The 20,651-nt window shown below is 41.5% G+C and carries 24 protein-coding genes; 9 read left to right on the top strand and 15 right to left on the bottom strand.

The genetic code is table 11. The annotated features are described in order from the left end of the window. Window positions 1-30: 30 nt before the first annotated feature. Both BLL41_RS03115 and BLL41_RS03110 read left to right on the top strand, forming a co-directional pair. A complete protein-coding gene (locus BLL41_RS03115) occupies window positions 31-219 on the top strand; it encodes a YlaF family protein (protein ID WP_040083245.1) in 189 nt (62 codons plus the stop codon). A 272-nt stretch (window positions 220-491) separates the two neighbouring features. Further along, window positions 492-1,103, top strand: a complete 612-nt coding sequence (locus tag BLL41_RS03110; protein WP_071576761.1) for a hypothetical protein — start codon at window positions 492-494, stop codon at window positions 1,101-1,103. A 38-nt stretch (window positions 1,104-1,141) separates the two neighbouring features. On the opposite strand, the gene BLL41_RS03105 is transcribed toward BLL41_RS03110, so the two are convergent. From BLL41_RS03105 to BLL41_RS03090, 4 genes are read right to left on the bottom strand one after another with little or no spacing between them, the layout of a single operon-like run. Then, window positions 1,142-1,435, bottom strand: a complete 294-nt coding sequence (locus BLL41_RS03105; RefSeq protein ID WP_071576760.1) for an anti-sigma factor family protein — start codon at window positions 1,433-1,435, stop codon at window positions 1,142-1,144. Further along, a complete protein-coding gene (gene ylaC, locus BLL41_RS03100) occupies window positions 1,432-1,953 on the bottom strand; it encodes an RNA polymerase sigma factor YlaC (protein ID WP_071576926.1) in 522 nt (173 codons plus the stop codon). Before ylaC ends, BLL41_RS03105 begins: the two co-directional genes overlap by 4 nt. Beyond that, the gene (locus BLL41_RS03095; RefSeq protein ID WP_071576759.1) at window positions 1,953-2,222 is read right to left on the bottom strand and encodes a hypothetical protein; all 270 of its coding nucleotides are present in this window, start codon (window positions 2,220-2,222) and stop codon (window positions 1,953-1,955) included. Before BLL41_RS03095 ends, ylaC begins: the two co-directional genes overlap by 1 nt. Further along, the gene (locus BLL41_RS03090; RefSeq protein ID WP_083427906.1) at window positions 2,212-4,152 is read right to left on the bottom strand and encodes a hypothetical protein; all 1,941 of its coding nucleotides are present in this window, start codon (window positions 4,150-4,152) and stop codon (window positions 2,212-2,214) included. The genes BLL41_RS03095 and BLL41_RS03090 overlap by 11 nt, the downstream gene beginning before the upstream one ends. 288 nt (window positions 4,153-4,440) lie before the next feature. On the opposite strand from BLL41_RS03090, the gene nprE reads away from it, so the two are divergent. Both nprE and BLL41_RS03080 read left to right on the top strand, forming a co-directional pair. After that, window positions 4,441-6,006, top strand: coding sequence for a neutral metalloprotease NprE (nprE, locus tag BLL41_RS03085; RefSeq protein ID WP_071576757.1), 1,566 nt, complete (start codon window positions 4,441-4,443; stop codon window positions 6,004-6,006). 352 nt (window positions 6,007-6,358) lie between these two features. Then, the gene (locus BLL41_RS03080; RefSeq protein ID WP_071576756.1) at window positions 6,359-7,270 is read left to right on the top strand and encodes a class I SAM-dependent methyltransferase; all 912 of its coding nucleotides are present in this window, start codon (window positions 6,359-6,361) and stop codon (window positions 7,268-7,270) included. Window positions 7,271-7,331: 61 nt separating this feature from the next. On the opposite strand, the gene BLL41_RS03075 is transcribed toward BLL41_RS03080, so the two are convergent. The 3 genes from BLL41_RS03075 to BLL41_RS03065 form a co-directional block, all read right to left on the bottom strand. Next, window positions 7,332-7,748: a GNAT family N-acetyltransferase gene (locus BLL41_RS03075; RefSeq protein WP_083427933.1), complete on the bottom strand. Its 417-nt coding sequence runs from the start codon at window positions 7,746-7,748 to the stop codon at window positions 7,332-7,334. 25 nt (window positions 7,749-7,773) lie between these two features. Further along, window positions 7,774-8,571 (bottom strand): inositol-1-monophosphatase, encoded by a 798-nt coding sequence (gene suhB / locus BLL41_RS03070; protein ID WP_071576754.1) that lies wholly within the window; start codon window positions 8,569-8,571, stop codon window positions 7,774-7,776. A 138-nt stretch (window positions 8,572-8,709) separates the two neighbouring features. Continuing rightward, on the bottom strand, window positions 8,710-8,898 hold the full coding sequence (locus tag BLL41_RS03065) for a hypothetical protein (RefSeq protein WP_009967148.1): 189 nt from the start codon (window positions 8,896-8,898) through the stop codon (window positions 8,710-8,712). A gap of 239 nt (window positions 8,899-9,137) precedes the next feature. On the opposite strand from BLL41_RS03065, the gene BLL41_RS03060 reads away from it, so the two are divergent. After that, window positions 9,138-9,776 (top strand): YktB family protein, encoded by a 639-nt coding sequence (locus BLL41_RS03060; protein WP_071576753.1) that lies wholly within the window; start codon window positions 9,138-9,140, stop codon window positions 9,774-9,776. Window positions 9,777-9,808: 32 nt separating this feature from the next. Here the strand turns inward: BLL41_RS03060 and BLL41_RS03055 are convergent, their stop codons facing one another. After that, window positions 9,809-10,075 (bottom strand): UPF0223 family protein, encoded by a 267-nt coding sequence (locus BLL41_RS03055; protein ID WP_014663837.1) that lies wholly within the window; start codon window positions 10,073-10,075, stop codon window positions 9,809-9,811. A gap of 184 nt (window positions 10,076-10,259) precedes the next feature. Here BLL41_RS03055 and speA point away from each other — a divergent pair, with 184 nt between their 5' ends. Further along, window positions 10,260-11,732 (top strand): arginine decarboxylase, encoded by a 1,473-nt coding sequence (gene speA / locus BLL41_RS03050; protein ID WP_071576752.1) that lies wholly within the window; start codon window positions 10,260-10,262, stop codon window positions 11,730-11,732. A 37-nt stretch (window positions 11,733-11,769) separates the two neighbouring features. On the opposite strand, the gene BLL41_RS03045 is transcribed toward speA, so the two are convergent. Next, on the bottom strand, window positions 11,770-11,889 hold the full coding sequence (locus BLL41_RS03045; protein WP_003232305.1) for a GapA-binding peptide SR1P: 120 nt from the start codon (window positions 11,887-11,889) through the stop codon (window positions 11,770-11,772). Between the two features lie 418 nt (window positions 11,890-12,307). Here BLL41_RS03045 and slp point away from each other — a divergent pair, with 418 nt between their 5' ends. Beyond that, the gene (gene slp, locus BLL41_RS03040) at window positions 12,308-12,682 is read left to right on the top strand and encodes a peptidoglycan-associated lipoprotein Slp (protein WP_071576751.1); all 375 of its coding nucleotides are present in this window, start codon (window positions 12,308-12,310) and stop codon (window positions 12,680-12,682) included. 44 nt (window positions 12,683-12,726) lie between these two features. Here the strand turns inward: slp and lpdA are convergent, their stop codons facing one another. From lpdA to BLL41_RS03015, 5 genes are all read right to left on the bottom strand, one after another. Next, window positions 12,727-14,139 (bottom strand): dihydrolipoyl dehydrogenase, encoded by a 1,413-nt coding sequence (gene lpdA / locus BLL41_RS03035; RefSeq protein ID WP_071576750.1) that lies wholly within the window; start codon window positions 14,137-14,139, stop codon window positions 12,727-12,729. A 4-nt stretch (window positions 14,140-14,143) separates the two neighbouring features. After that, the gene (gene pdhC / locus BLL41_RS03030; RefSeq protein ID WP_071576749.1) at window positions 14,144-15,472 is read right to left on the bottom strand and encodes a pyruvate dehydrogenase complex dihydrolipoyllysine-residue acetyltransferase; all 1,329 of its coding nucleotides are present in this window, start codon (window positions 15,470-15,472) and stop codon (window positions 14,144-14,146) included. 114 nt (window positions 15,473-15,586) lie between these two features. Continuing rightward, on the bottom strand, window positions 15,587-16,564 hold the full coding sequence (pdhB, locus tag BLL41_RS03025; RefSeq protein ID WP_014113660.1) for a pyruvate dehydrogenase complex E1 component subunit beta: 978 nt from the start codon (window positions 16,562-16,564) through the stop codon (window positions 15,587-15,589). A gap of 3 nt (window positions 16,565-16,567) precedes the next feature. Beyond that, the gene (gene pdhA, locus BLL41_RS03020) at window positions 16,568-17,683 is read right to left on the bottom strand and encodes a pyruvate dehydrogenase (acetyl-transferring) E1 component subunit alpha (RefSeq protein WP_003222294.1); all 1,116 of its coding nucleotides are present in this window, start codon (window positions 17,681-17,683) and stop codon (window positions 16,568-16,570) included. 422 nt (window positions 17,684-18,105) lie between these two features. Next, window positions 18,106-18,777, bottom strand: a complete 672-nt coding sequence (locus BLL41_RS03015) for a YkyA family protein (RefSeq protein ID WP_071576748.1) — start codon at window positions 18,775-18,777, stop codon at window positions 18,106-18,108. A gap of 211 nt (window positions 18,778-18,988) precedes the next feature. Here BLL41_RS03015 and BLL41_RS03010 point away from each other — a divergent pair, with 211 nt between their 5' ends. Then, a complete protein-coding gene (locus tag BLL41_RS03010; RefSeq protein ID WP_014663830.1) occupies window positions 18,989-19,147 on the top strand; it encodes a YjcZ family sporulation protein in 159 nt (52 codons plus the stop codon). A 109-nt stretch (window positions 19,148-19,256) separates the two neighbouring features. Then, window positions 19,257-19,811, top strand: coding sequence for a peptide deformylase (gene def / locus BLL41_RS03005; RefSeq protein ID WP_003245474.1), 555 nt, complete (start codon window positions 19,257-19,259; stop codon window positions 19,809-19,811). A 35-nt stretch (window positions 19,812-19,846) separates the two neighbouring features. On the opposite strand, the gene BLL41_RS03000 is transcribed toward def, so the two are convergent. Further along, window positions 19,847-20,620 (bottom strand): Cof-type HAD-IIB family hydrolase, encoded by a 774-nt coding sequence (locus tag BLL41_RS03000; protein WP_071576747.1) that lies wholly within the window; start codon window positions 20,618-20,620, stop codon window positions 19,847-19,849. Window positions 20,621-20,651 lie beyond the last annotated feature (31 nt).

Raw genomic sequence — 20,651 nt, 5'->3', positions numbered from 1 at the left:
TAATATAAGACCTAAAAGGGGATGGAAAATATGAAAAAAACGAATTGGCTTTTACTATTATTTGCATTTGCAGCAGTTTTCAGCATTATGCTGATCGGCGTCTTTATCGCTGAAAAAAGCGCCATTGGCATTATCGCCAGCATTGTACTTGTTTGCGCCGTTATGGGCGGCGGATTTACATTGAAAAAGAAAATGCGCGAACAGGGCTTGCTTGATTAAAAGCATTGCCCCGCCGGCGACATTGTAATCAAAAAACACCGCAAAGAAAGCGGTGTTTTTCATTTCTTTAAGCCTTATCTCCTCTGTTTCTTAGTCAGGAAGATGCAAATCATCCTTCATACATCGACAATCGTTCTAACGATCACACGTGCAGCCCTCAAAAAGTAGTTCGGCAACGATACACATAAAATACCATAGCGCCTATTTCTCCACCGGTAATCACTCCCTATAATGGAATTTGTAGCACAATTCATAAAAGGGAGAGAAGAAACATGAAGAACACATTTGTAAAAAAAGCGATGCTAACGACTGCCGCAATGACCTCAGCTGCTCTATTAACGTTCGGTCCTGATGCAGCCAGCGCAAAAACACCGGATGATCACACTGATGTTTATGTTCAGCATCAGACAGTCACAAACGAAGATATCAATGCATTTATTGATATTCTAAATCAATGTATATACGAACAAGACGGTGTATATTATTTCGACAGCGAAAAAGCTGTCGAGTTAGGAATGACAAAAGAAGAGGCTCAAGTCATCGCAAAATTGTGGGAATCGACATCAGAATTTTTCAGCATTGTTTCACAATGTGTGTATCTCGAGGATGGAGATTATAAATTCGATACAGAAAAAGCAGTTGAACTTGGCTTCACAGAAAAAGAAGCACTTGCACTTGAACAATTTTTCTCCGCTGTTTCCTTAAAGATTCACATTCTTCAAGCAGCCATTGTGCTGCGAGATGATGTATACAGCTATGATAAAGATGCAGCGGTACAAGCAGGTGCAACGCCGCTGCAAGCTGACGTTTATGAAAAACTCTTCAGTGCCCTGTCACAAGAACAGCTTGCCGCTATCTACGATATGATTCATCCCCAGGCTTAATCTAAAAAAGCGCTTGTCAGACGGACAAGCGCTTTGCTTTATATCAGCAGTTTGATGATCAGCATCACGGCAAACGCCGCTCCAAACCAGCAGGCAGCTTTTATGATCAGTAAACCATAGTACCTCTGTTTAAAACGCATTTCTTCTTCCGGCAGAAAAGCCTCCTCAACAGCCTGCTCACTTTCCAATTCAAATGGCTCAGCCATCGTGTCATACATGTCTCTGCAGTTGCTGCATATTTTTAAATGCTCTTCTATAATGTGTTCCGTTTCTCTTTTACAATCACCTTCAAGATACAGAGGAAGCAGGTCTCTTACTAGAAAGCAGGTCATATCCGCTCCTCCTCTCTCCTTTTCGTCATGTTTTTCTTCAGCTCTAATCTAGCCCGGTGCAATGTGGTTTTCACCTTAGAAAGACTCCATCCTAATATCTCAGCGATTTCTTCATAAGAAAGCTCTTGGAATTCTCTTAAAATCAAAACCGATTGATGATGATCTTTTAACTTCAGGAGCTCCTGCCGCAGCGTTTCGCTTTTTACCGTTCGTGACAGATACTGTTCAGGCTGCTCATAAGTTGTTTGCGTTAACCCTTCATTTTTGCTGATATCAGTATATTGGTATTTGACATCCCTGCGGTACCAATTGATAAAGGTGTGATGGGCAATGGTGTAGAGCCATGTTCTGATGGAAGAATGCCCCCTAAACGAGGCCAGACCGTTAAGAGCTTTCACAAACGTGTCTTGCGCTAAGTCCTTGGCTGTTTCAAGGTGATGAGTCCTTCTGAATAAATAATTTAAAATTTCTTGATAATACTGCCGATACAAGTCCTCAATGGAATCCCTATGCTTCATTAAAAGTAAAACCACACCGTCATCCAAATGGCCAATAAAATGAAACAGATATACATGGAAGACAGGTATACTTTCATGTATCTGATTTGGCTTTCTTCTTCAGCACCGGGACTTCTCTTTAAACAAGTTTTACTCTTTAAGTCTTCCGCATTCTTTTGAAATAGGGGCTCATGCTGTTTCATCCATTCCATTGATTCATCCTCTAGCTCTCCATCTTTATACAGGTCGTATAAGTCTAAATAAACGGACTCTTTTTCTTTATGATTCATAAAGACTTTTCACCTCTTGTGTTTCTCCATCCACTACATAGGCATCATGGCGATTTGAACCAAACGGCTGAATAATGATCAGCCATGCATAATGCCGTTCATCCCCTCTTTGAACGATAATCGGACGCATACGCTTTTTGTAAATGACATCCTGATAGGAAGAAGCTACTTTTTCATAAGCCAATGTTCCATTACGATACGTATAGGGGAATGGCTGATGAGGTGTATCGCTGTATACATAAACGTTTAGCTGACCTTGATCTTCAAAAAACTCATATACTTTAGAAGAATCAGTATACATTACCAGGTCACTTTTCCTGCTTTTTTTCTTCATTTCTGATACATCAGCATCGAAGACTGTTAATACCTGCCGCTGCAGCCGGCTGTTAGTCAGTGAAATTTCCTTTTTCATAGGAATCGAGAGACTGTGTAAACTACCGGATTCTCCATCAAACTCCAATACAATTCCATCTTTTGTTTCAACACGCACCATGCTTCCGAGCAGGCTGTCGCTTTCAATATCAGTGATCTGATAAGGCTGTTTTGATATGTTCAGCGCTGTAAACATTTGTTCCACTTTGTCGTGGATGTCTTGTTCTGTTATATGAACATGCAATAGAGAGTCAAGCTGATAAATCGAAGGATCTTCACTAAAACCCATTAAGGTTTCCTTTTCCCAATAAAATACCGCGCCATCATCAGCATGATCTTTTTTATGAAGTCGGTTTTTCAGGTAAATACGCACGACTGTCTGGCCGTCCTCATTTGATACCTTTGTTTCGATATGATCCTTATGTAACACACGTCCGTGTCGCTCAAGAAAAGAGATGGACTTCCGCTTGTACTCCTGATTCGTTAGTTTTTTCCCATGCGCTTTTTGTAAGTATTCATAATTACGAATCAGCTGCGATACTTCATCTACCTCAGCTTTATAACTCTTGCTTTCAAATGAGTAGAAATAATGCACATCCATGTTCGTATCGTGCAAATAAAGTGTTTCATCCGTAGGAAAAAATGACTTTAGTATCTGTTCCGCTTTTTCTGATGAAATGTGCTCCTCGACATAATTGAATGAATCATGGACATTTATCGGTTTTGATACAATGAAAGCAGCCGTTCCTATGTTAAATATCGGATTTAAAAGAAGGACAAAAAACACCATGACAGCCATCGTCAGCCACTTATTCACACGCACATAAACCTTCCCTGACTTTTGGAACAGATGATAGCTCATCAAAAATCCCGCCATTGTCAAATAAATCGTATATGGCATTACTGCACCATAATCTTTTGAGATTTGATTGGGATATGGCGCAAGCAGCAAGACAAGCAGTCCGATAATCAACGTATAAAATAAACCTAGCAAGATCTTATTCGTTCTCCAATACAGCTTGAAAAACACTACATTCAACACAATGGGAAGAGTGATGATGAAAAACAGGAACACGAATGCAATCGGCTCCATCCCATCCGGGTATTCCTTCCAATACGAAAAGAAACTAAAAATCATTTGTACGATCGGCAAACTGACAACGGCCAGGTCGAACGTATAAAACATACCCTTTCCGCCATGATCACGAGGCATCAGCATGTAGTGAAAAGCCGTTAGCAGCACATAACCGTATAACAAAAAATGCACCAACGGCCTCAGTTCATTGCCGTCCTCTCTCATGTAAGCGCTGGTGAAATTTGTTGATTCCACCTGGTGAATGAGTTCAACAGACACACCTGCCAGCAGCACAATCCGCAATATAACACCTGCTAAGAACACCGTGCGGTACCGGTTGATTTTGGGGTGATGCACCAATAGATATAAGCCCGCCAGAACAACAATTGACCATTGAATCAGCAAGGTGCTTTGTCTGCTTAATATAAAATAACGTTCGAAATGCAATACATAATGGCTGAATAACTCCAACACGAACAACAATCCTTTACTTCTTATTAAGGCCTCATTCGGTTAGACAGCGAGCTTTTCAAAAAGTTTCAATAAAAAAAACAAAAATATCTCATCTTCCCCTTGATATGTAAAAAACAGAACTCTTGGATGAACCATCACATGACACTTGACTCATCTTGATATTATTCAACAAAAACAAACACAGGACAATACTATCAATTTTGTCTAGTTATGTTAGTTTTTGTTGAGTATTCCAGAATGCTAGTTTAATATAACAATATAAAGATTTTTCAGTATTTTCAAAAAGGGGGATTCATTGTGGGTTTAGGTAAGAAATTGTCTGTTGCTGTCGCTGCTTCGTTTATGAGTTTGTCCATCAGCCTTCCTGGTGTTCAGGCTGCTGAAGGTCATCAGCTTAAAGAGAATCAAACAAATTTCCTCTCCAAAAACGCAATTGCTCAATCAGAACTATCTGCACCAAATGACAAGGCTGTCAAACAATTTTTGAAAAAGAACAGCAACATTTTTAAAGGTGATCCTGCCAAAAGGCTGAAGCTTGTTGAAAGCACGACTGATGCTCTTGGGTACAAGCACTTCCGGTATGCGCCTGTCGTTAACGGAGTGCCGATTAAAGATTCGCAAGTGATCGTTCACGTCGATAAATCCGACAATGTCTATGCGGTCAATGGAGAATTACACAATCAATCTGCTGCAAAAACAGAAAACAGACAAAAAGTCTCCTCTGAAAAAGCGCTGGCACTTGCTTTCAAAGCTATCGGCAAATCACCAGATGCTGTCTCTAACGGAGCGGCCAAAAACAGCGATAAAGCTGAATTAAAAGCTGTAGAAACAAAGGACGGCAGCTATCGTCTTGCTTACGACGTGACGATTCGCTATGTCGAGCCTGAACCTGCAAACTGGGAAGTCTTAGTTGACGCCGAAACAGGCAGCATTTTAAAACAGCAAAATAAAGTAGAACATGCCGCCGCCACCGGAAGCGGAACAACTCTAAAGGGCGCAACTGTTCCTTTGAACATCTCTTATGAAAGCGGAAAATACGTTCTAAGAGATCTTTCAAAACCAACAGGCACCCAAATCATCACATATGACTTACAAAACAGACAAAGCCGCCTTCCGGGCACGCTTGTCTCAAGCACAACGAAAACATTTACATCTTCATCACAGCGGGCAGCCGTTGACGCACACTATAACCTCGGAAAAGTGTACGATTATTTTTATTCAAACTTTAAACGAAACAGCTATGATAACAAAGGCAGTAAAATCGTTTCTTCCGTTCATTATGGCACTAAGTACAACAATGCTGCCTGGATAGGAGACCAAATGATTTACGGTGACGGCGATGGTTCATTCTTCTCTCCGCTTTCCGGCTCATTAGATGTGACTGCACATGAAATGACTCATGGCGTCACTCAAGAAACGGCCAACTTGATTTATGAAAATCAGCCGGGAGCATTAAACGAATCATTCTCTGACGTATTCGGTTACTTTAACGATACAGAAGACTGGGACATCGGTGAAGACATTACAGTCAGCCAGCCTGCTCTCCGCAGCCTGTCCAATCCGACAAAATACGATCAGCCTGACAATTACGCAGATTATCAAAACCTTCCAAACACAGATGAAGGCGATTACGGCGGCGTACACACAAACAGCGGAATCCCAAACAAAGCCGCTTACAACACAATTACAAAGCTTGGTGTATCTAAATCACAGCAAATCTATTACCGTGCGTTAACAACGTACCTCACGCCTTCTTCAACGTTCAAAGATGCCAAGGCAGCTCTCATTCAGTCTGCCCGTGACCTTTACGGCTCAACTGATGCCGCTAAAGTTGAAGCAGCCTGGAATGCTGTTGGATTGTAATATTAGGAAAAGCCTGAGATCCCTCAGGCTTTTTTTGTTACATGTATTCATTTCTCTCTTCAGCATGAAAGGATGATGTTAAAAGATCAGAAACCGCTTCTGATTTGCAAAAAAACAGCCGCAAGTGAGCAGCACAGGGAAAACGGTAGTCGATCTTCCCTGATTCAACGCGCAAATTTGATAGAGAAATTCTTCTAACGACACTTGTTATGTGAAGGATTGCACGTCCAGAAAAGAGCAAAAACATTGACAAAAAAATTATTTATGCTAAAATTTACTATTAATATATTTGTGTGTATAATAAGATTCTCCTGGCCAGGGGAATCTTATTTTTTTGTGGGAGGATCATTTCATGAGGAAAAATGAGTCCAGCTTAACGTCTTTGGTTTCAGCTTTTGCCCGTGCATATCACAGCCGATATGACACCCCTCTTATTTTTGATGATTTTATGGCAAAAGAACTCATTAATGAAAAAGAGTTTACAAATATCAGTGAAAATATGATTCAAGGAATATCGTTTTTCAACAAAGAGATCGCCGAACGTCTTCAAAACCCTGAAAAAATATTAAAATGGGTTGTACAAATTCAGTTGTCGCCCACGCCCCTGGCACGTGCATCTTATTGTGAAAAAGTTTTGCACAACGAATTAATGCTGGGAGCAAAACAGTATGTCATTCTTGGAGCAGGACTGGATACTTTCTGTTTTCGGCATCCAGAATTAGAAAACAGCTTACAGGTTTTCGAAGTGGATCATCCAGCTACACAGCAATTCAAAAAAAATAAGCTAAAGGATGCAAACCTGGCAATTCCGAGTCATCTTCATTTTGTTCCTATGGATTTTAGCAACACGTTTTCATATGAGCCTCTCATAGAAAACGGATTTGAGAATACAAAAACATTTTTCAGTCTTCTAGGAGTGACTTATTATTTAACGCATGAAGAAATTGCGAGCCTCATCAGCAATTTATTTTCTCATGTCCCGCCTGGAAGCTCTATTGTTTTTGATTATGCGGACGAAACACTCTTTACAGCAAAAGGAACGTCGAATCGAGTGGAACATATGGTGAAAATGGCTGCCGCAGGCGGAGAACCGATGAAATCATGTTTCGCTTATCAGGAAATTGAACACCTGTTAGCATCATTTGGTTTACTGATCTATGAACATCTATCACCAGACGACATTAATGACCATTTCTTCGGCAATCGAAAAGACAATTTGTCAGCGTTTGAAACGATTCATTATATTCATGCGGTAAAAAAATAATTTTAAAATCAATAAAAGCCTCTCAATGCTTGAGAGGCTTTTGGTGGTACCCGCATGCAGCTTATGCTAAAGGCTTCACTAGGATCATAAATGATTTGCCTTTCTCATCTTTTTCAGTTTTTAGCTGTTCAAAGCCGCATTGGCTTAAAAACAGAATCCATTCCCTGCGCTCCATGGGAACTCCCGCAAACATCGCTTTATGTTTCGCTCTAAGCAATTTGCTGATCTGTTCAATGATCATCTTCGCATGTCCCTTTTTTTCTTCAGCCGGGTCAATCAGGACCGTTCCGAGCCACGGCTTACCGTTTGAAGGAGACCATTCGAGATGATAGCTGACAGCAACAGGCAGACCGTCTTTTTCCCATACAAGCCATGACCCGTTGTACATGGAGTAGGAAATGATATAGTCTTCTGCATTTTTATCTCCAAACTCCTCCTCTTTCCATACAGGATGAGCCTCCGCGAGCTTTTCTAACAAGCTGAGATCATCCTGCTCAAATGGCCTACTTCCCAGCATGAAGATACTCTTCAAATATCGTTTTATGTATAGATGGGTTTCCGGCTAGCACACTGTGGTTTTCTAAAAAGGTAAACGCCGCTCCTTCAATGGTCGTATAAATGCCACCTACTTCATTTAACAGCACACAGCCCGCTGCATAATCCCATGGCGCAAGCCGCATTGTGATGTAAGCATCTATTCTTCCTGCTGCAACATTTGCCAGCTCTAAAGCGGCAGAACCGTAGGAGCGTGTGCCTCTGACTCTTTTCACAAGTGGCGCTAACACACTTTGATCAATTCTTCTGTTTTCCGTTACCCATGTTGCATTAATGGCAAGAATCGCTTCTTCAATGACGGTTTCTTTTAAAGGAGCCAGCTTTGTTTCATTCATGTAAGCTCCTCTGCCGCTAAATGCGTGATACAGCTCATCGTGCACCACATCATAAATTAAACCGATTTTTCCTTCACCGTTTTCAAAAATCCCAATTGAAATCGCAAAATTTCTTTGCTGATGCACAAAATTCATCGTCCCGTCAATCGGGTCGATAATCCAGACGACTCCCTCCAGTGAGTGGAGTTTGTCTCCTTGTCCTTCTTCACCGAGTATGCGGTGCCCCGGAAACGTTTCTTGAATTCGATCAATGAAAAACTTTTCGGTTTCTTTGTCAATGTTGGTGACTAAATCATTCGGATTTGATTTCGTTTCAATTGTCAGGCTTTCATGCATAGATTGTTTAATTCTCGCGCCTGCTTCTCTTATCCATTTCTTTGCTATCTCATCAATTTCCGTCCAATTTGTCATTCGTGCGTACCTCTCTTCTATGTAGACCTTTTATTTTATAGGATACTGATAACGGCGGTGAAAAAGCAAGGAAAATGAAAAATATCCCTTCTCATGTAAAAACGAACCATTCATGCGGTTCGTTTTCACTATCGCTTTTTACCCGTTAAGACGAATCCATTCTTTTCTAAGTCGCTCAAGTTTGTTTTTGCTTTGTTCAATCTGCTCTTCATTTTCTTTCTGCATTGCTTCATATAGGGTTGCCAATTCATAATCAACCTCTAGTCTCCAGACAGCAACACGATTGTTTTTCTCTTCCTTAAATCCCTCTTTTACAACTTGCCTCATTGTCTTTCGCCCCTTCCAGAGATCATTTGTTTGTAAAAAAGCATCCCATTTTGCCATTCAACAATGATTACTTCTTATATCGTATGATTGTTCTATTTACGCGCAACATGATTCTGAAAATTGTGTGTTTACCTATTCGTTTATTACCACATTTCCCCTTGTTTCAAACGGCCTCAATCTTTTTGAAGCTCGTATGAACTGTGATAAAATATGTATACTTAGCATGAAGGAGGAAAATCATGACACAAATGCGTTTCACTGAAGAAGACTTTAATACATTTACAATAGAAGGCTTAGACGCGCGCATGGAGGTATTAAAAGAGACGGTCCGCCCCAAGCTTACAGCTCTGGGCGAACATTTTGCCCCGACTTTAGCAGCATTAACCGGAGATGAAATGTTTCCGCATGTGGCAAAGCACGCAAGAAGATCCGTCAATCCCCCTGCTGACAGCTGGGTGGCGTTCGCAAACAGCAAAAGAGGCTATAAAAAACTGCCGCATTTCCAGATTGGTTTATGGGAAAGCCATGTCTTTGTGTGGTTCGCGATTATTTATGAATCCCCTATCAAAGAAGAATACGGCAAATTGCTTGAAGCGAATCAGGAAACCATTACGAAAAATATCCCTGACAGCTTCGTTTGGTCCGCAGATCACACAAAACCGGGAGTACATAAACAGTCTGAAATGGACAAGGAGCAGCTGAAGACTCTATTTGAGCGTTTGCAGACTGTAAAGAAAGCCGAGCTGTTATGCGGCATCCAGCTTCAAAAAGAAGAAGTGCTGAATATGAATAACCAAGAATTCCTTCAGCGTATCGACGATGCCTTTAAGCAGCTTGCTTTTCTGTACCGTCTCACCCAAAAAGTATCACAAGCATAAAAAAGAGCCGGGATACCCCCCGGCTCTTTTTTCTACATCTTAATCTTCGCCTGATCAGATTCTCTCGCCTGTTTGACCGTGCGATAAGGAGAATATGTACTTTGTTCCTCAAACTCGCCGCATAGCTTTTTTTCCTCGGCCTTCCCCGGCACAATTTCCTTGAAACGGCGGTAAGCTTTAAGCAGCTCTTCGCGGTCTGCCCCTTTTTCATATGCAAGCTCAACCTGCTGGAAAAATGCAATCACATCCACTGCTTCTTCGGTTGTCCAGTCTTCATTCATCGGATATTGGTACTCCATTTTCTTCACTCCTTATAGAATTACTTCCCTTAAGAGAAAGCATCTTCATTAGATCATAAATTGTTCTTTACATTCTTTCAAGTTCATAATATAATTCATTTGTTTTACGTCTAAAAAACGGTTGAGAAACTGATTTTAATACACACTATTATGCATAGGTATGATTACAAAGGTGGGAAAACAATTGTCGCAACATGAAACACCCTTATATACAGGACTGAAAAACCATGCAAGCAGACAGCCTGTTCAATTCCACATTCCCGGCCATAAAAAAGGGGCAGGAATGGACCCAGAATTCAGACAATTTATCGGTGAAAACGCGTTAAGCATAGATTTAATTAATATTGAACCATTAGACGATCTGCACGCGCCAAAAGGCATTATTAAACAAGCACAGGATCTTGCTGCTGAAGCATTTGGCGCGGATCACACATTTTTTTCTGTTCAAGGAACAAGCGGCGCCATTATGACAATGGTAATGGCTGTTTGCGGACCTGGCGATAAAATTATTATTCCAAGAAATGTTCATAAATCAATTATGACAGCTATTGTATTTTCCGGAGCAGTTCCAATTTTTATTCATCCTGAAATTGACAATGAATTGGGCATCTCCCACGGCATTACACTTGAATCTGCTAAACGGGCGCTTACCGAACATCCGGATGCAAAAGGGCTTCTCGTCATCAACCCGACATATTTTGGGGTTGCAGCCGACTTAAAAAGCATCGTAGAACTCGCTCATTCGTTTGATGTGCCAGTGCTTGTGGATGAAGCACACGGCGTTCACATTCACTTTCACGACGAATTGCCGCTATCGGCCATGCAGGCAGGAGCTGATATCGCAGCGACAAGTGTACACAAGCTGGGCGGATCACTCACGCAAAGTTCGATTTTAAACATGAGAGAGGGCCTTGTATCTAAAGACCGAGTGCAATCCATCTTGAGCATGCTGACAACGACGTCAACTTCTTACTTGCTTCTCGCTTCTTTGGATGTTGCCAGAAAACGCCTTGCAACAGAAGGCCGCAAACTTGCTGAGGAGACACTCAAGCTTGCCAATCAGACGAGAGATCGCCTCAACCAGATTGAAGGCATTTATTGTGTCGGTTCTGAAATTCTTGGTTCGAAAGCAGCTTACAGCTATGATCCGACAAAATTGATTATCTCTGTTAAAAATCTTGGCCTGACAGGACATGATGTTGAAAAATGGCTTCGTGAATCCTTTAATATCGAGGTTGAGCTTTCCGATCTGTACAATATTTTGTGTATTTTCACTCCTGGTGACAGCCAAAATGATGCAGACAGGCTTGTAGAGGCTTTAACAGACATAGCACAGCAAATGTCAGAACAAGATGTAACACATCAGCAAACTGAGGTATTGCTTCCGGAAATACCTTTATTGGCAATGACTCCGCGTGATGCTTTCTATGCAAATACGGAAGTCATCCCATTGAAAGAAGCATCCGGACGAATTATCGCTGAATTTGTCATGGTATATCCGCCTGGTATTCCAATCTTCATTCCAGGAGAAATTATTACAGAAGAAAACATCAGCTACATTTTTAAAAACCTTGACGCAGGCCTCCCTGTTCAAGGACCCGAGGACTCGACTTTACATATGATCCGGGTCATCAAAGAGCAAAAAGCAATTCAATAAAAAATAAAAGCATGCGGCTTAAAGCCGCATGCTTTTATTACTCTTCATCAACAGGACATTGGCATTGTCCGCAGCATGTTCCGTATAATGTTGTCACTTTCTCATCTTCAAAGTAATGAATGGCTTCGTTGCAATCTTGACAAACAATCGTTCCCATCTCTTATTCCCCATTTCTTTGAAATTTGAAAACGCTTAATTTCTTTTGTTGTTATTATATTAATATGACACATTTAAAATGTCAACAATGAACTGTATAACACATTTTATTTTAATTCATCATATACATCGTGTTTTTTCATTTTTATCATACAATTTCTTATTCATACAGCAGCTTTATCCCATATATATGCCGCAACACATAAGGTAATTTCACGTTTTCTTGAACTTTCATTAATGAATGCAGCAATAAATTCAATATACCCTCAGGTTGCTATTTTAAACGATTGATATAATATGTAATCTCACTTTAAAAACGGTTTCAATTATATAACAATTAGGTAACAAGAAGCAGTTTAAGCCGCCTCTCGTGATAAACTAAAGCTAGTTAACTACTGTTTATACAGAGGAGAAGATAGATGCGATATCGCGCGGTATTCCCCATGCTGATAATAGTATTTGCTTTATCGGGCTGTACGCTTTCCACCATCAATCCGATGAAAAAAAGCCGGATTGACAGCATTCATCATACACAAATCCTGTTTTTTTCTGATGAGAACCAAATAGACCAGGAAGCGCCTTATTACGACGCACTGCTTGATTTAGAAAAAGATTATCCCGAGCAATTAGATAAAATGAAGGTCTATGATAAAAAAGAAGGCTGGGAAGATGAGATTGAAACTGTCCCTACCCTTATGGTTGTTGATCAGCGCCATGTCGTGGTGAAAATCGAGGGATGTGTGAAAAAGAAAGAAGACATCATTAAACCATTACAGCACGTGCTGTCAAAATAAAAAAACAGCCCCGCTTTGAGCGAGGGCTGTTTTTGATATGAAAATTATTTTACGATGTGAATCGGACTTCCGATTGCCACTTCAGCTGCTTCCATTGTGATTTCGCCCAATGTTGGGTGAGCGTGAATTGTCATCGCGATATCTTCAGCAGTCATGCCGCCTTCAATCGCTAAGCTTAATTCAGAAATCATATCAGAAGCACTTGCTCCGGCGATTTGCGCACCGATCACAAGACCGTCCTCTTTACGAGTGATCAGCTTCATGAAGCCGTCTGTTTCGTTAAGAGAAAGCGCGCGGCCGTTTGCTGCAAATGGGAATTTAGCAGCCACAATGTCAAGACCTTCTTCTTTCGCCTGTGCTTCAGTGTAACCAACTGATGCAAGTTCAGGCTCAGAGAAAACAACCGCAGGAATACCAAGGTAATCGATTTCTGCAGGCTCTCCAGCGATAGCTTCTGCAGCGATTTTACCTTCGTAAGATGCTTTATGAGCAAGCGGCGGTCCTTCGATGATATCACCGATTGCATAAATGTTAGGTACGTTTGTGCGGCACTGTTTGTCAGTTTTCACGACTCCGCGGTCCGTCATTTCAATACCGACTTGCTCAAGACCAAGCTCATCAGTGTTTGGACGACGTCCTACTGTAATCAATACGTAATCAGCATCAACCGTTTTTTCTTCGCCTTTTACTTCGAAAGTAACTGTTACGCCGTCTGGTCTTTCTTCAACGCCTTTAGCCATCGCATTTGTATGGATTTCAACGTTTCCTTTTTTCTTCAGTCTGCGTGTAACAAGAGAACTCATTTGTTTTTCGAAGCCAGGAAGAATTTCATCTCCGCCTTCAAGAATAACAAGCTCAGTACCGAAGTTAGCATACGCAGTTCCAAGCTCAGTACCGATGTATCCGCCACCGATAACAACAAGCTTTTTAGGAATTTCTTTAAGAGCCAAAGCGCCTGTTGAATTCAGGACACGCTCACTATATTTGAAGTTTGGCAATTCGATAGGCCGAGAACCAGTAGCAATGATTGCGTTTTTGAACGTGTATGTTTGAGCAGAGTTCTCATCCATCACACGAACTGAATTGCTGTCTACAAAGTAAGCTTCACCTTTTACAACATCTACTTTGTTGCCTTTAAGAAGACCTGCTACACCGCCAGTAAGTTTGTTGACAACAGAAGCTTTCCATTCTTGAACTTTTGTGAAATCAACTGTTACGTTCTCAGCAGTGATTCCCATGTCATCAGAATGCTTTGCATTCTCATAACGGTGACCTGCGTTGATCAGCGCTTTTGAAGGGATACATCCAACGTTCAGACAAACGCCTCCAAGAGTTGCTTTTTCAACGACTGTTACTTTTTGTCCAAGCTGTGCAGCACGGATGGCAGCTACATAGCCGCCAGGTCCCGCACCAATTACAAGAGTATCTGTTTCAATAGGGAAATCTCCTACTACCATAACATTACGCCTCCATTAAAATTAATTGTGGATCGTTCAGTAAACGCTTGATGTGATTTAATGCATTTTGCGCAGTTGCTCCGTCGATCATACGGTGGTCGAAGCTGAGAGAAAGAGCTAAGACTGGAGCTGCTACGATTTCGCCATCACGAACAATCGCTTTTTCTGCAATGCGTCCGATACCAAGAATCGCAACTTCTGGATGGTTGATAACCGGAGTGAACCATTGTCCGCCGGCAGAACCGATGTTTGTAATTGTGCAAGATGCGCCTTTCATTTCAGCTGGAGCAAGCTTGCCTTCACGAGCTTTTGTTGCAAGGCCATTGATTTCATCAGAAATTTCAAAGACAGATTTACGATCTGCATTTTTCACAACCGGTACAAGCAAGCCTTTTTCAGTGTCAGCAGCGATACCGATGTTGAAGTAATGTTTTTGGATGACTTCATCTGTTTTATCGTCAATTGACGTGTTTAAAACAGGGAATTTTTTCAGTGCAGATGTAAGAGCTTTTACAACGTAAGGCAAGTAAGTCAGCTTGATTCCTTGATCAGCAGCAACTTGTTTGAACTGTTTACGATGTGCAACAAGGTTTGTTACGTCCACTTCGTCCATTAACGTTACGTGAGGAGCAGTGTGTTTAGAGTTAACCATCGCTTTCGCAATTGCTTTACGGATACCGCTCATTTTTTCGCGTGTTTCTGGGAATTCGCCCTCAGGAGCTGGTGCAGCAGCCGGTTTAGCAGCTGTTTCTTGCGGTGCAGCCGTTTCTTGCGGTGCAGCTTCTTGCGCTCCTCCGTTTACAAAGCTGTCGATATCCTCTTTGACAACACGTCCGTTGTTGCCTGAACCAGTAACCTTACGGATGTCTACGCCTTTTTCACGAGCATATTTACGTACAGAAGGCATAGCGATTACGCGTTTGTTCGGGTCAACTTCAGCTTGGTCCTGCTGTCCTGCGCCAGTAGCTTTTGCAGGCTCTTGAGCTTGCTCTTCTTTCGCAACGTCTTGTCCAGCTTCTGCAGTTGACTGAACTTGTGCTTCAGTTTTCGCTTCGTCAGACTCATCGCTGCCTTTAAATTGAAGATCTTCGTAACCAGGTGCATCAAACGTAATGATCGTTTGTCCAACAGTTGCAACCGTTCCCTCTTCAACTTTTAATTCTAATACTTTTCCTTTAACAGGTGAAGGGATTTCTACTACTGCTTTATCATTTTGGACTTCAGCCAGTACATCATCTTCGTCTACCTCGTCGTTAGGCTTGACAAACCATTTTACGATTTCGCCTTCGTGGATACCTTCCCCGATATCTGGAAGTTTAAATTCAAATGCCACAGTTCTCGACCTCCTAGTTTGATTAAGCAATTTTAAAGTTTACATCGTAAGCATTGAAAACAGATATATAATAGAGGGAAAACATTCATCTTCCCTCTTGATTATGCAGTTTGATTAAAATTCAAGTACTTTTCTTGCTGTTTCAAGAACGTCTTTATGGTTTGGAAGCCATACGCTCTCAGCTTGAGAGAAAGGAAATACTGTATCAGGCGCGGCCACGCGAAGTACAGGTGCTTCCAAGCTCAGGATCGCACGGTCATTAATTTCTGCTACTACGTTTGCAGCAATACCGGCTTGTTTTTGTGCCTCTTGAACGACAATCGCGCGTCCTGTTTTTTCTACAGAAGCGATAATTGTATCGATATCAAGTGGGCTTACTGTACGAAGGTCGACAACTTCAGCAGAAATGCCGTCTTTTTCAAGCTCCTCAGCAGCTTTTAATGATTCATGAACCATTGCGCCGTAAGTGATGATTGAAAGATCAGTACCTTCACGTTTCACGTCAGCTTTTCCAAGCTCAATTGTGTATTCTTCCTCAGGAACTTCCTGACGGAAAGAACGATAAAGCTTCATGTGCTCTAAGAAGACAACAGGGTCATTGTCTCTGATCGCAGAAATTAAAAGTCCTTTGGCATCGTAAGGAGTTGATGGAATAACAACTTTGATACCAGGCTGTTGTGCAACAAGACCTTCCAAGCTGTCAGCGTGAAGTTCAGGCGTATGAACACCGCCGCCGAATGGGGAACGAATTGTTACAGGTGAAGTCCAGCGTCCGCCAGAACGGTAGCGCATACGAGCCATTTGGCCAGAAACTGAATCCATTACTTCGTAAACAAATCCGAAGAATTGGATTTCCATTACCGGACGGAAGCCGTTTAAGCCTAAACCAAGGGCAAGACCGCCGATACCAGATTCAGCAAGTGGCGTGTCAAACACACGGTCTTCACCGAATTCTTTTTGCAATCCTTCTGTCGCACGGAATACGCCGCCGTTTACACCAACGTCTTCTCCGAAAACTAAGACATTTTCGTCATTTTTCAGTTCTGTGCGTAACGCATCCGTGATTGCTTGAATCATTGTCATTTGCGCCATGGCTTACTTCGACTCCTTCTGTGTATAAATTTCAAATTGCTCCTCAAGGTTGTGAGGCATTTTTTCGTACATGATTTTCATTAAATCAGTTACTTTTTGCTTCGGTTCAGCATCAGCTTTTTTGATCGCTTGCTTAATTTCTTCTTTCGCATCCTCAATTACTTTTGCTTCTTCTTCTTCAGACCATAAGCCTTTGTTTTCAAGGAACGCACGGAAGCGTACAAGCGGATCTTTTTGCTCCCACTCATTTTCGATTTCTTTTGTACGATATTTAGTAGGATCGTCACCAGCCATTGTGTGCGGGCCATAACGGAATGTAAGTGTTTCAATTAGTGTCGGACCTTCGCCGTTGATTGCGCGCTCGCGTGCTTCGGCAGTTGCTGCGTATACAGCAAGCGGATCCATTCCGTCTACTTGTACGCCAACAATACCGGCAGCTACAGCTTTTTGTGCAATTGTTTCAGCTGCAGATTGTTTTTCAACAGGAGTTGAAATCGCGTAACGGTTGTTTTGTACCACGAAGATTGCAGGTGCTTTATAAGCGCCGGCAAAGTTAATTCCTTCGTAGAAGTCCCCTTGAGAAGCTCCGCCGTCACCAGTGTAAGTGATTGCAACAGCTTTTTTACCGCGTTTTTTAAGACCTAGCGCAACACCGGCAGTTTGAATGTATTGAGCACCGATAATGATTTGTGGAGAAAGGGCATTCACATCATCAGGCATTTGGTTTCCTCTGAAATGTCCGCGAGAGAAAAGAAACGCTTGATATAATGGAAGGCCGTGCCAAATTAACTGAGGCACATCACGGTATCCAGGAAGAACAAAGTCTTCTTTTTCAAGCGCGAAATGCGTTGCAATCTGAGAAGCTTCTTGACCCGCAGTAGGAGCGTAAAATCCGAGACGTCCTTGACGGTTTAATGAGATAGAGCGCTGATCAAGCACACGCGTAAATACCATGCGGCGCATTAGCTCTTTTAATTGATCATCAGTTAAATCAGGCATCGCCGCTTCATTCACGACTTCTCCCTTTTCATTTAAAATTTGGAACGTTTCGAACTGCTTTTTAATGGCATCAAATTGCTTCTTACTGTCAACGATAGCTTTTTTCGTTTTTGCAGCCATACTAAGTCACCTCTTCCTTTCTTTTAAACAGTCATTAGACGTGCATTCCTTTTATACATACAAACTTAGGGTACCCTAAAGTATCAGCAGTAAGTCGTATATATTTTAGCCGATCCCCAGTTTGCCAAAACCTTTTATGTAGGATAGTTACACTCTGCTTTGAACTGTATTATTTCGAAGTTGTAAAAAACTAATACAACACCGCTTAACATGGATTAGTTTACACCAAATAAAGAAGAGTCGTCAATCGTTTTCATCGCTGATTTTCAATAAATGTATTCGCTTTACATTTTCATTGAAAAAACAGATGTCAACTGCACCCAAAACTGTACTAGTATACCTCACTATGCTGTACTACAATAGAAATGAAAATTTTGAACAAAATCTACATCGCATTTATTTTAAAAAAAGAGCTGATCGAGTCAGCTCTTTTTCACATGATAGCCTGCAGCATCATATAAATCTTCACGGGCTTTATTATATTTTTGCGTTTGCACATTAAATTCTCCGTTATATTTATGGATCTTTTCATAAGCAGCATTGACTTTATCGATCTGCTGATCCAGATCATCTCTTGTCAAGTCTTTGTCTTTTAGCTGCATATACAGCTTTTTATTAAGCTTAAGCGCTTTTTGATACTCTTCATACATGGAGTCATATGATGTATACCTTTTCTCCATGTGGTTTGCTGCGGCATCGGCCTTTTCTTTTATGTCTTTTTCCTTAATATGTTCTGCTGACGTTTTCGCTTCCTCAAATTCCGATTCCGATTTTTTCATGCTGTCATTTTCAAGCTTCAGATGTTCTTCGCGCTTGCTGACATTTTCAAGCGCCTCATTAGATAAAGCTACAATTTTTTTATAATCATCCATATTGAGCTTCATAACACTATCGTAAAGCTGATTTTCTTTAGCCTCTAACTCTTTGAGTGTTTTTTGTTCTTCTTGAAACGGTTTTTCCGACTCCGCGGCTTTTTCTAATGAATGATGGAGTGAATCAACCGGATCCTGTTCCATGCATCCTGTTAATATCAGTAGCATAGAACAAAAAGCTCCAATCATTATTACAGGCCGCCGTTTTATTGCGTCTATCACGTTGAATCCCCCAATCTTGACAATTTCTACTATAGAATCCATGGGGACATTTGGCAATAGCTGTGCTGTATAAAAGCTTACTGAAATTAAATCAAAAAGTGAAAAATCAGGACAGATGACCATACAACTTTTTAGTTTTTACATAGGTTATAGTAGACGCTATGCCTACTTCATAAGGCTCTGGCGTAATTAAAAGAGGAGGTTATGTAATATGTATGGATATGGTTTCGGCGGAGGCTGCTGCGGTTATGGTGGTTACGGATATGGTGGCTACGGATATGGCTATGGCCGCACCTTTGCGCTAATCGTTGTTTTATTCATTCTGTTAATCATTGTCGGAGCTGCTTATTTAGGCGGAGGCTGTTGCTAACCACACAGCATGAACTTGACCAGCCATATACGGCTGGTCATTCGTTTCGTTGCACCTTTGTGAAGAAATCCGATATAATTTACATATTAAGCTTTAGGAGTGAAGTTTCTTGATTACTATGGAAAACATCGTACGTGACGGCCATCCAGCCCTCAGAGAGACTGCAGAACCAGTTGAGCTGCCTCCAACTGATGCAGAAAAACAGCAGCTGGCCGACATGATCGAATTTGTTAAAAACAGCCAAAATCCGGAATTAGCCGAAAAATACAAGCTGCGCCCTGGCGTAGGACTCGCAGCTCCTCAAATTAATATCAAAAAACGAATGATCGCCGTTCATGCGGAAGATGCTTCCGGTAAGTTATACAGTTATGCACTGTTTAACCCTAAGATCGTCAGCCATTCAGTTGAAAAAAGCTACTTAACAAGCGGCGAGGGCTGCCTGTCTGTGGATGAGGCGATTCCCGGTTATGTTCCCCGCTATGCTCGCATCAGAGTAAAAGGAACAACACTTGAAGGCGAAAACATTGATATTCGTTTAAAAGGATTTCCGGCTATTGTGTTTCAGCATGAGATCGATCATTTGAACGGCGTTATGTTCTATGATCATATTGATAAGGAAAATCCTTTTAAAGAACCTGAAAATGCAATCGCAATTGAGCGCTAAAAGAAAAAACGGCTGGCACAATGCCAGCCATTTCTTTATTTTAAAAGGCCCAATTCTTTGGCAGCGTATGCAATTCCATCCTCGTCCACCGGCTTTGTTACAAAGTCCGCGATTTCCTTCAATTCAGGAACAGCATTTCCCATAGCTACGCCTGTTCCAACATATTCAATCATTTGAAGATCATTTAATCCGTCGCCGAAAGCATATGTATCTCCGACATCAAACGGAAGACGCTCGATGACTTTTTTGATCCCTTCTGCCTTCGAACCTCCGTGAGGCAAAACATCAGTCGATAGCTCATGCCAACGCACTAGATCAAACTCAGGAAAAGCGGCATAAGCTTTTTCTTCTTCATCCTGACAGAATAAAAGAAGCTGAAAAATTTCTTTTCCTTCATAAAAAAGGTCATCGGTCTCCGGATAATCGGTTTTAAGGCTGCCGATTCCCTCGAGAACATGAGGGTGATCCGCAACAGTGGCTTTCATGGTGTCCTCAGCCATAAACACAACAGGATGCTTGTCTTCTCCCGCCTGTTTTAATAATCGTCTGATTGCATCTTCAGGCAGCGGATTTTTATAAATGACTTGATTTTCAAAGACAACATACTGTCCATTGTAGGAAATAAATGAGTTGATGCCCAGCTCCTCCAAAATCGGCTTAACCATAAATGGCGACCGGCCGCTGGCAATAAACACATGATGCCCTTGGCGCTGCAGCTCCGCCACGGTTTTTCTCGTACTTTCCGGTATATTCTTATCATGATCATATAACGTGCCGTCAATATCAAAAAAGATTAATTTTGAATCCATCGCAACTTCCCCTTTATCGTCTAGTTCTGCA

It is taken from the genome of Bacillus sp. FMQ74 (assembly GCF_001875785.1).
GTDB lineage: Bacteria > Bacillota > Bacilli > Bacillales > Bacillaceae > Bacillus > Bacillus stercoris.
This window is presented reverse-complemented; position numbering and strand designations above follow the sequence as displayed.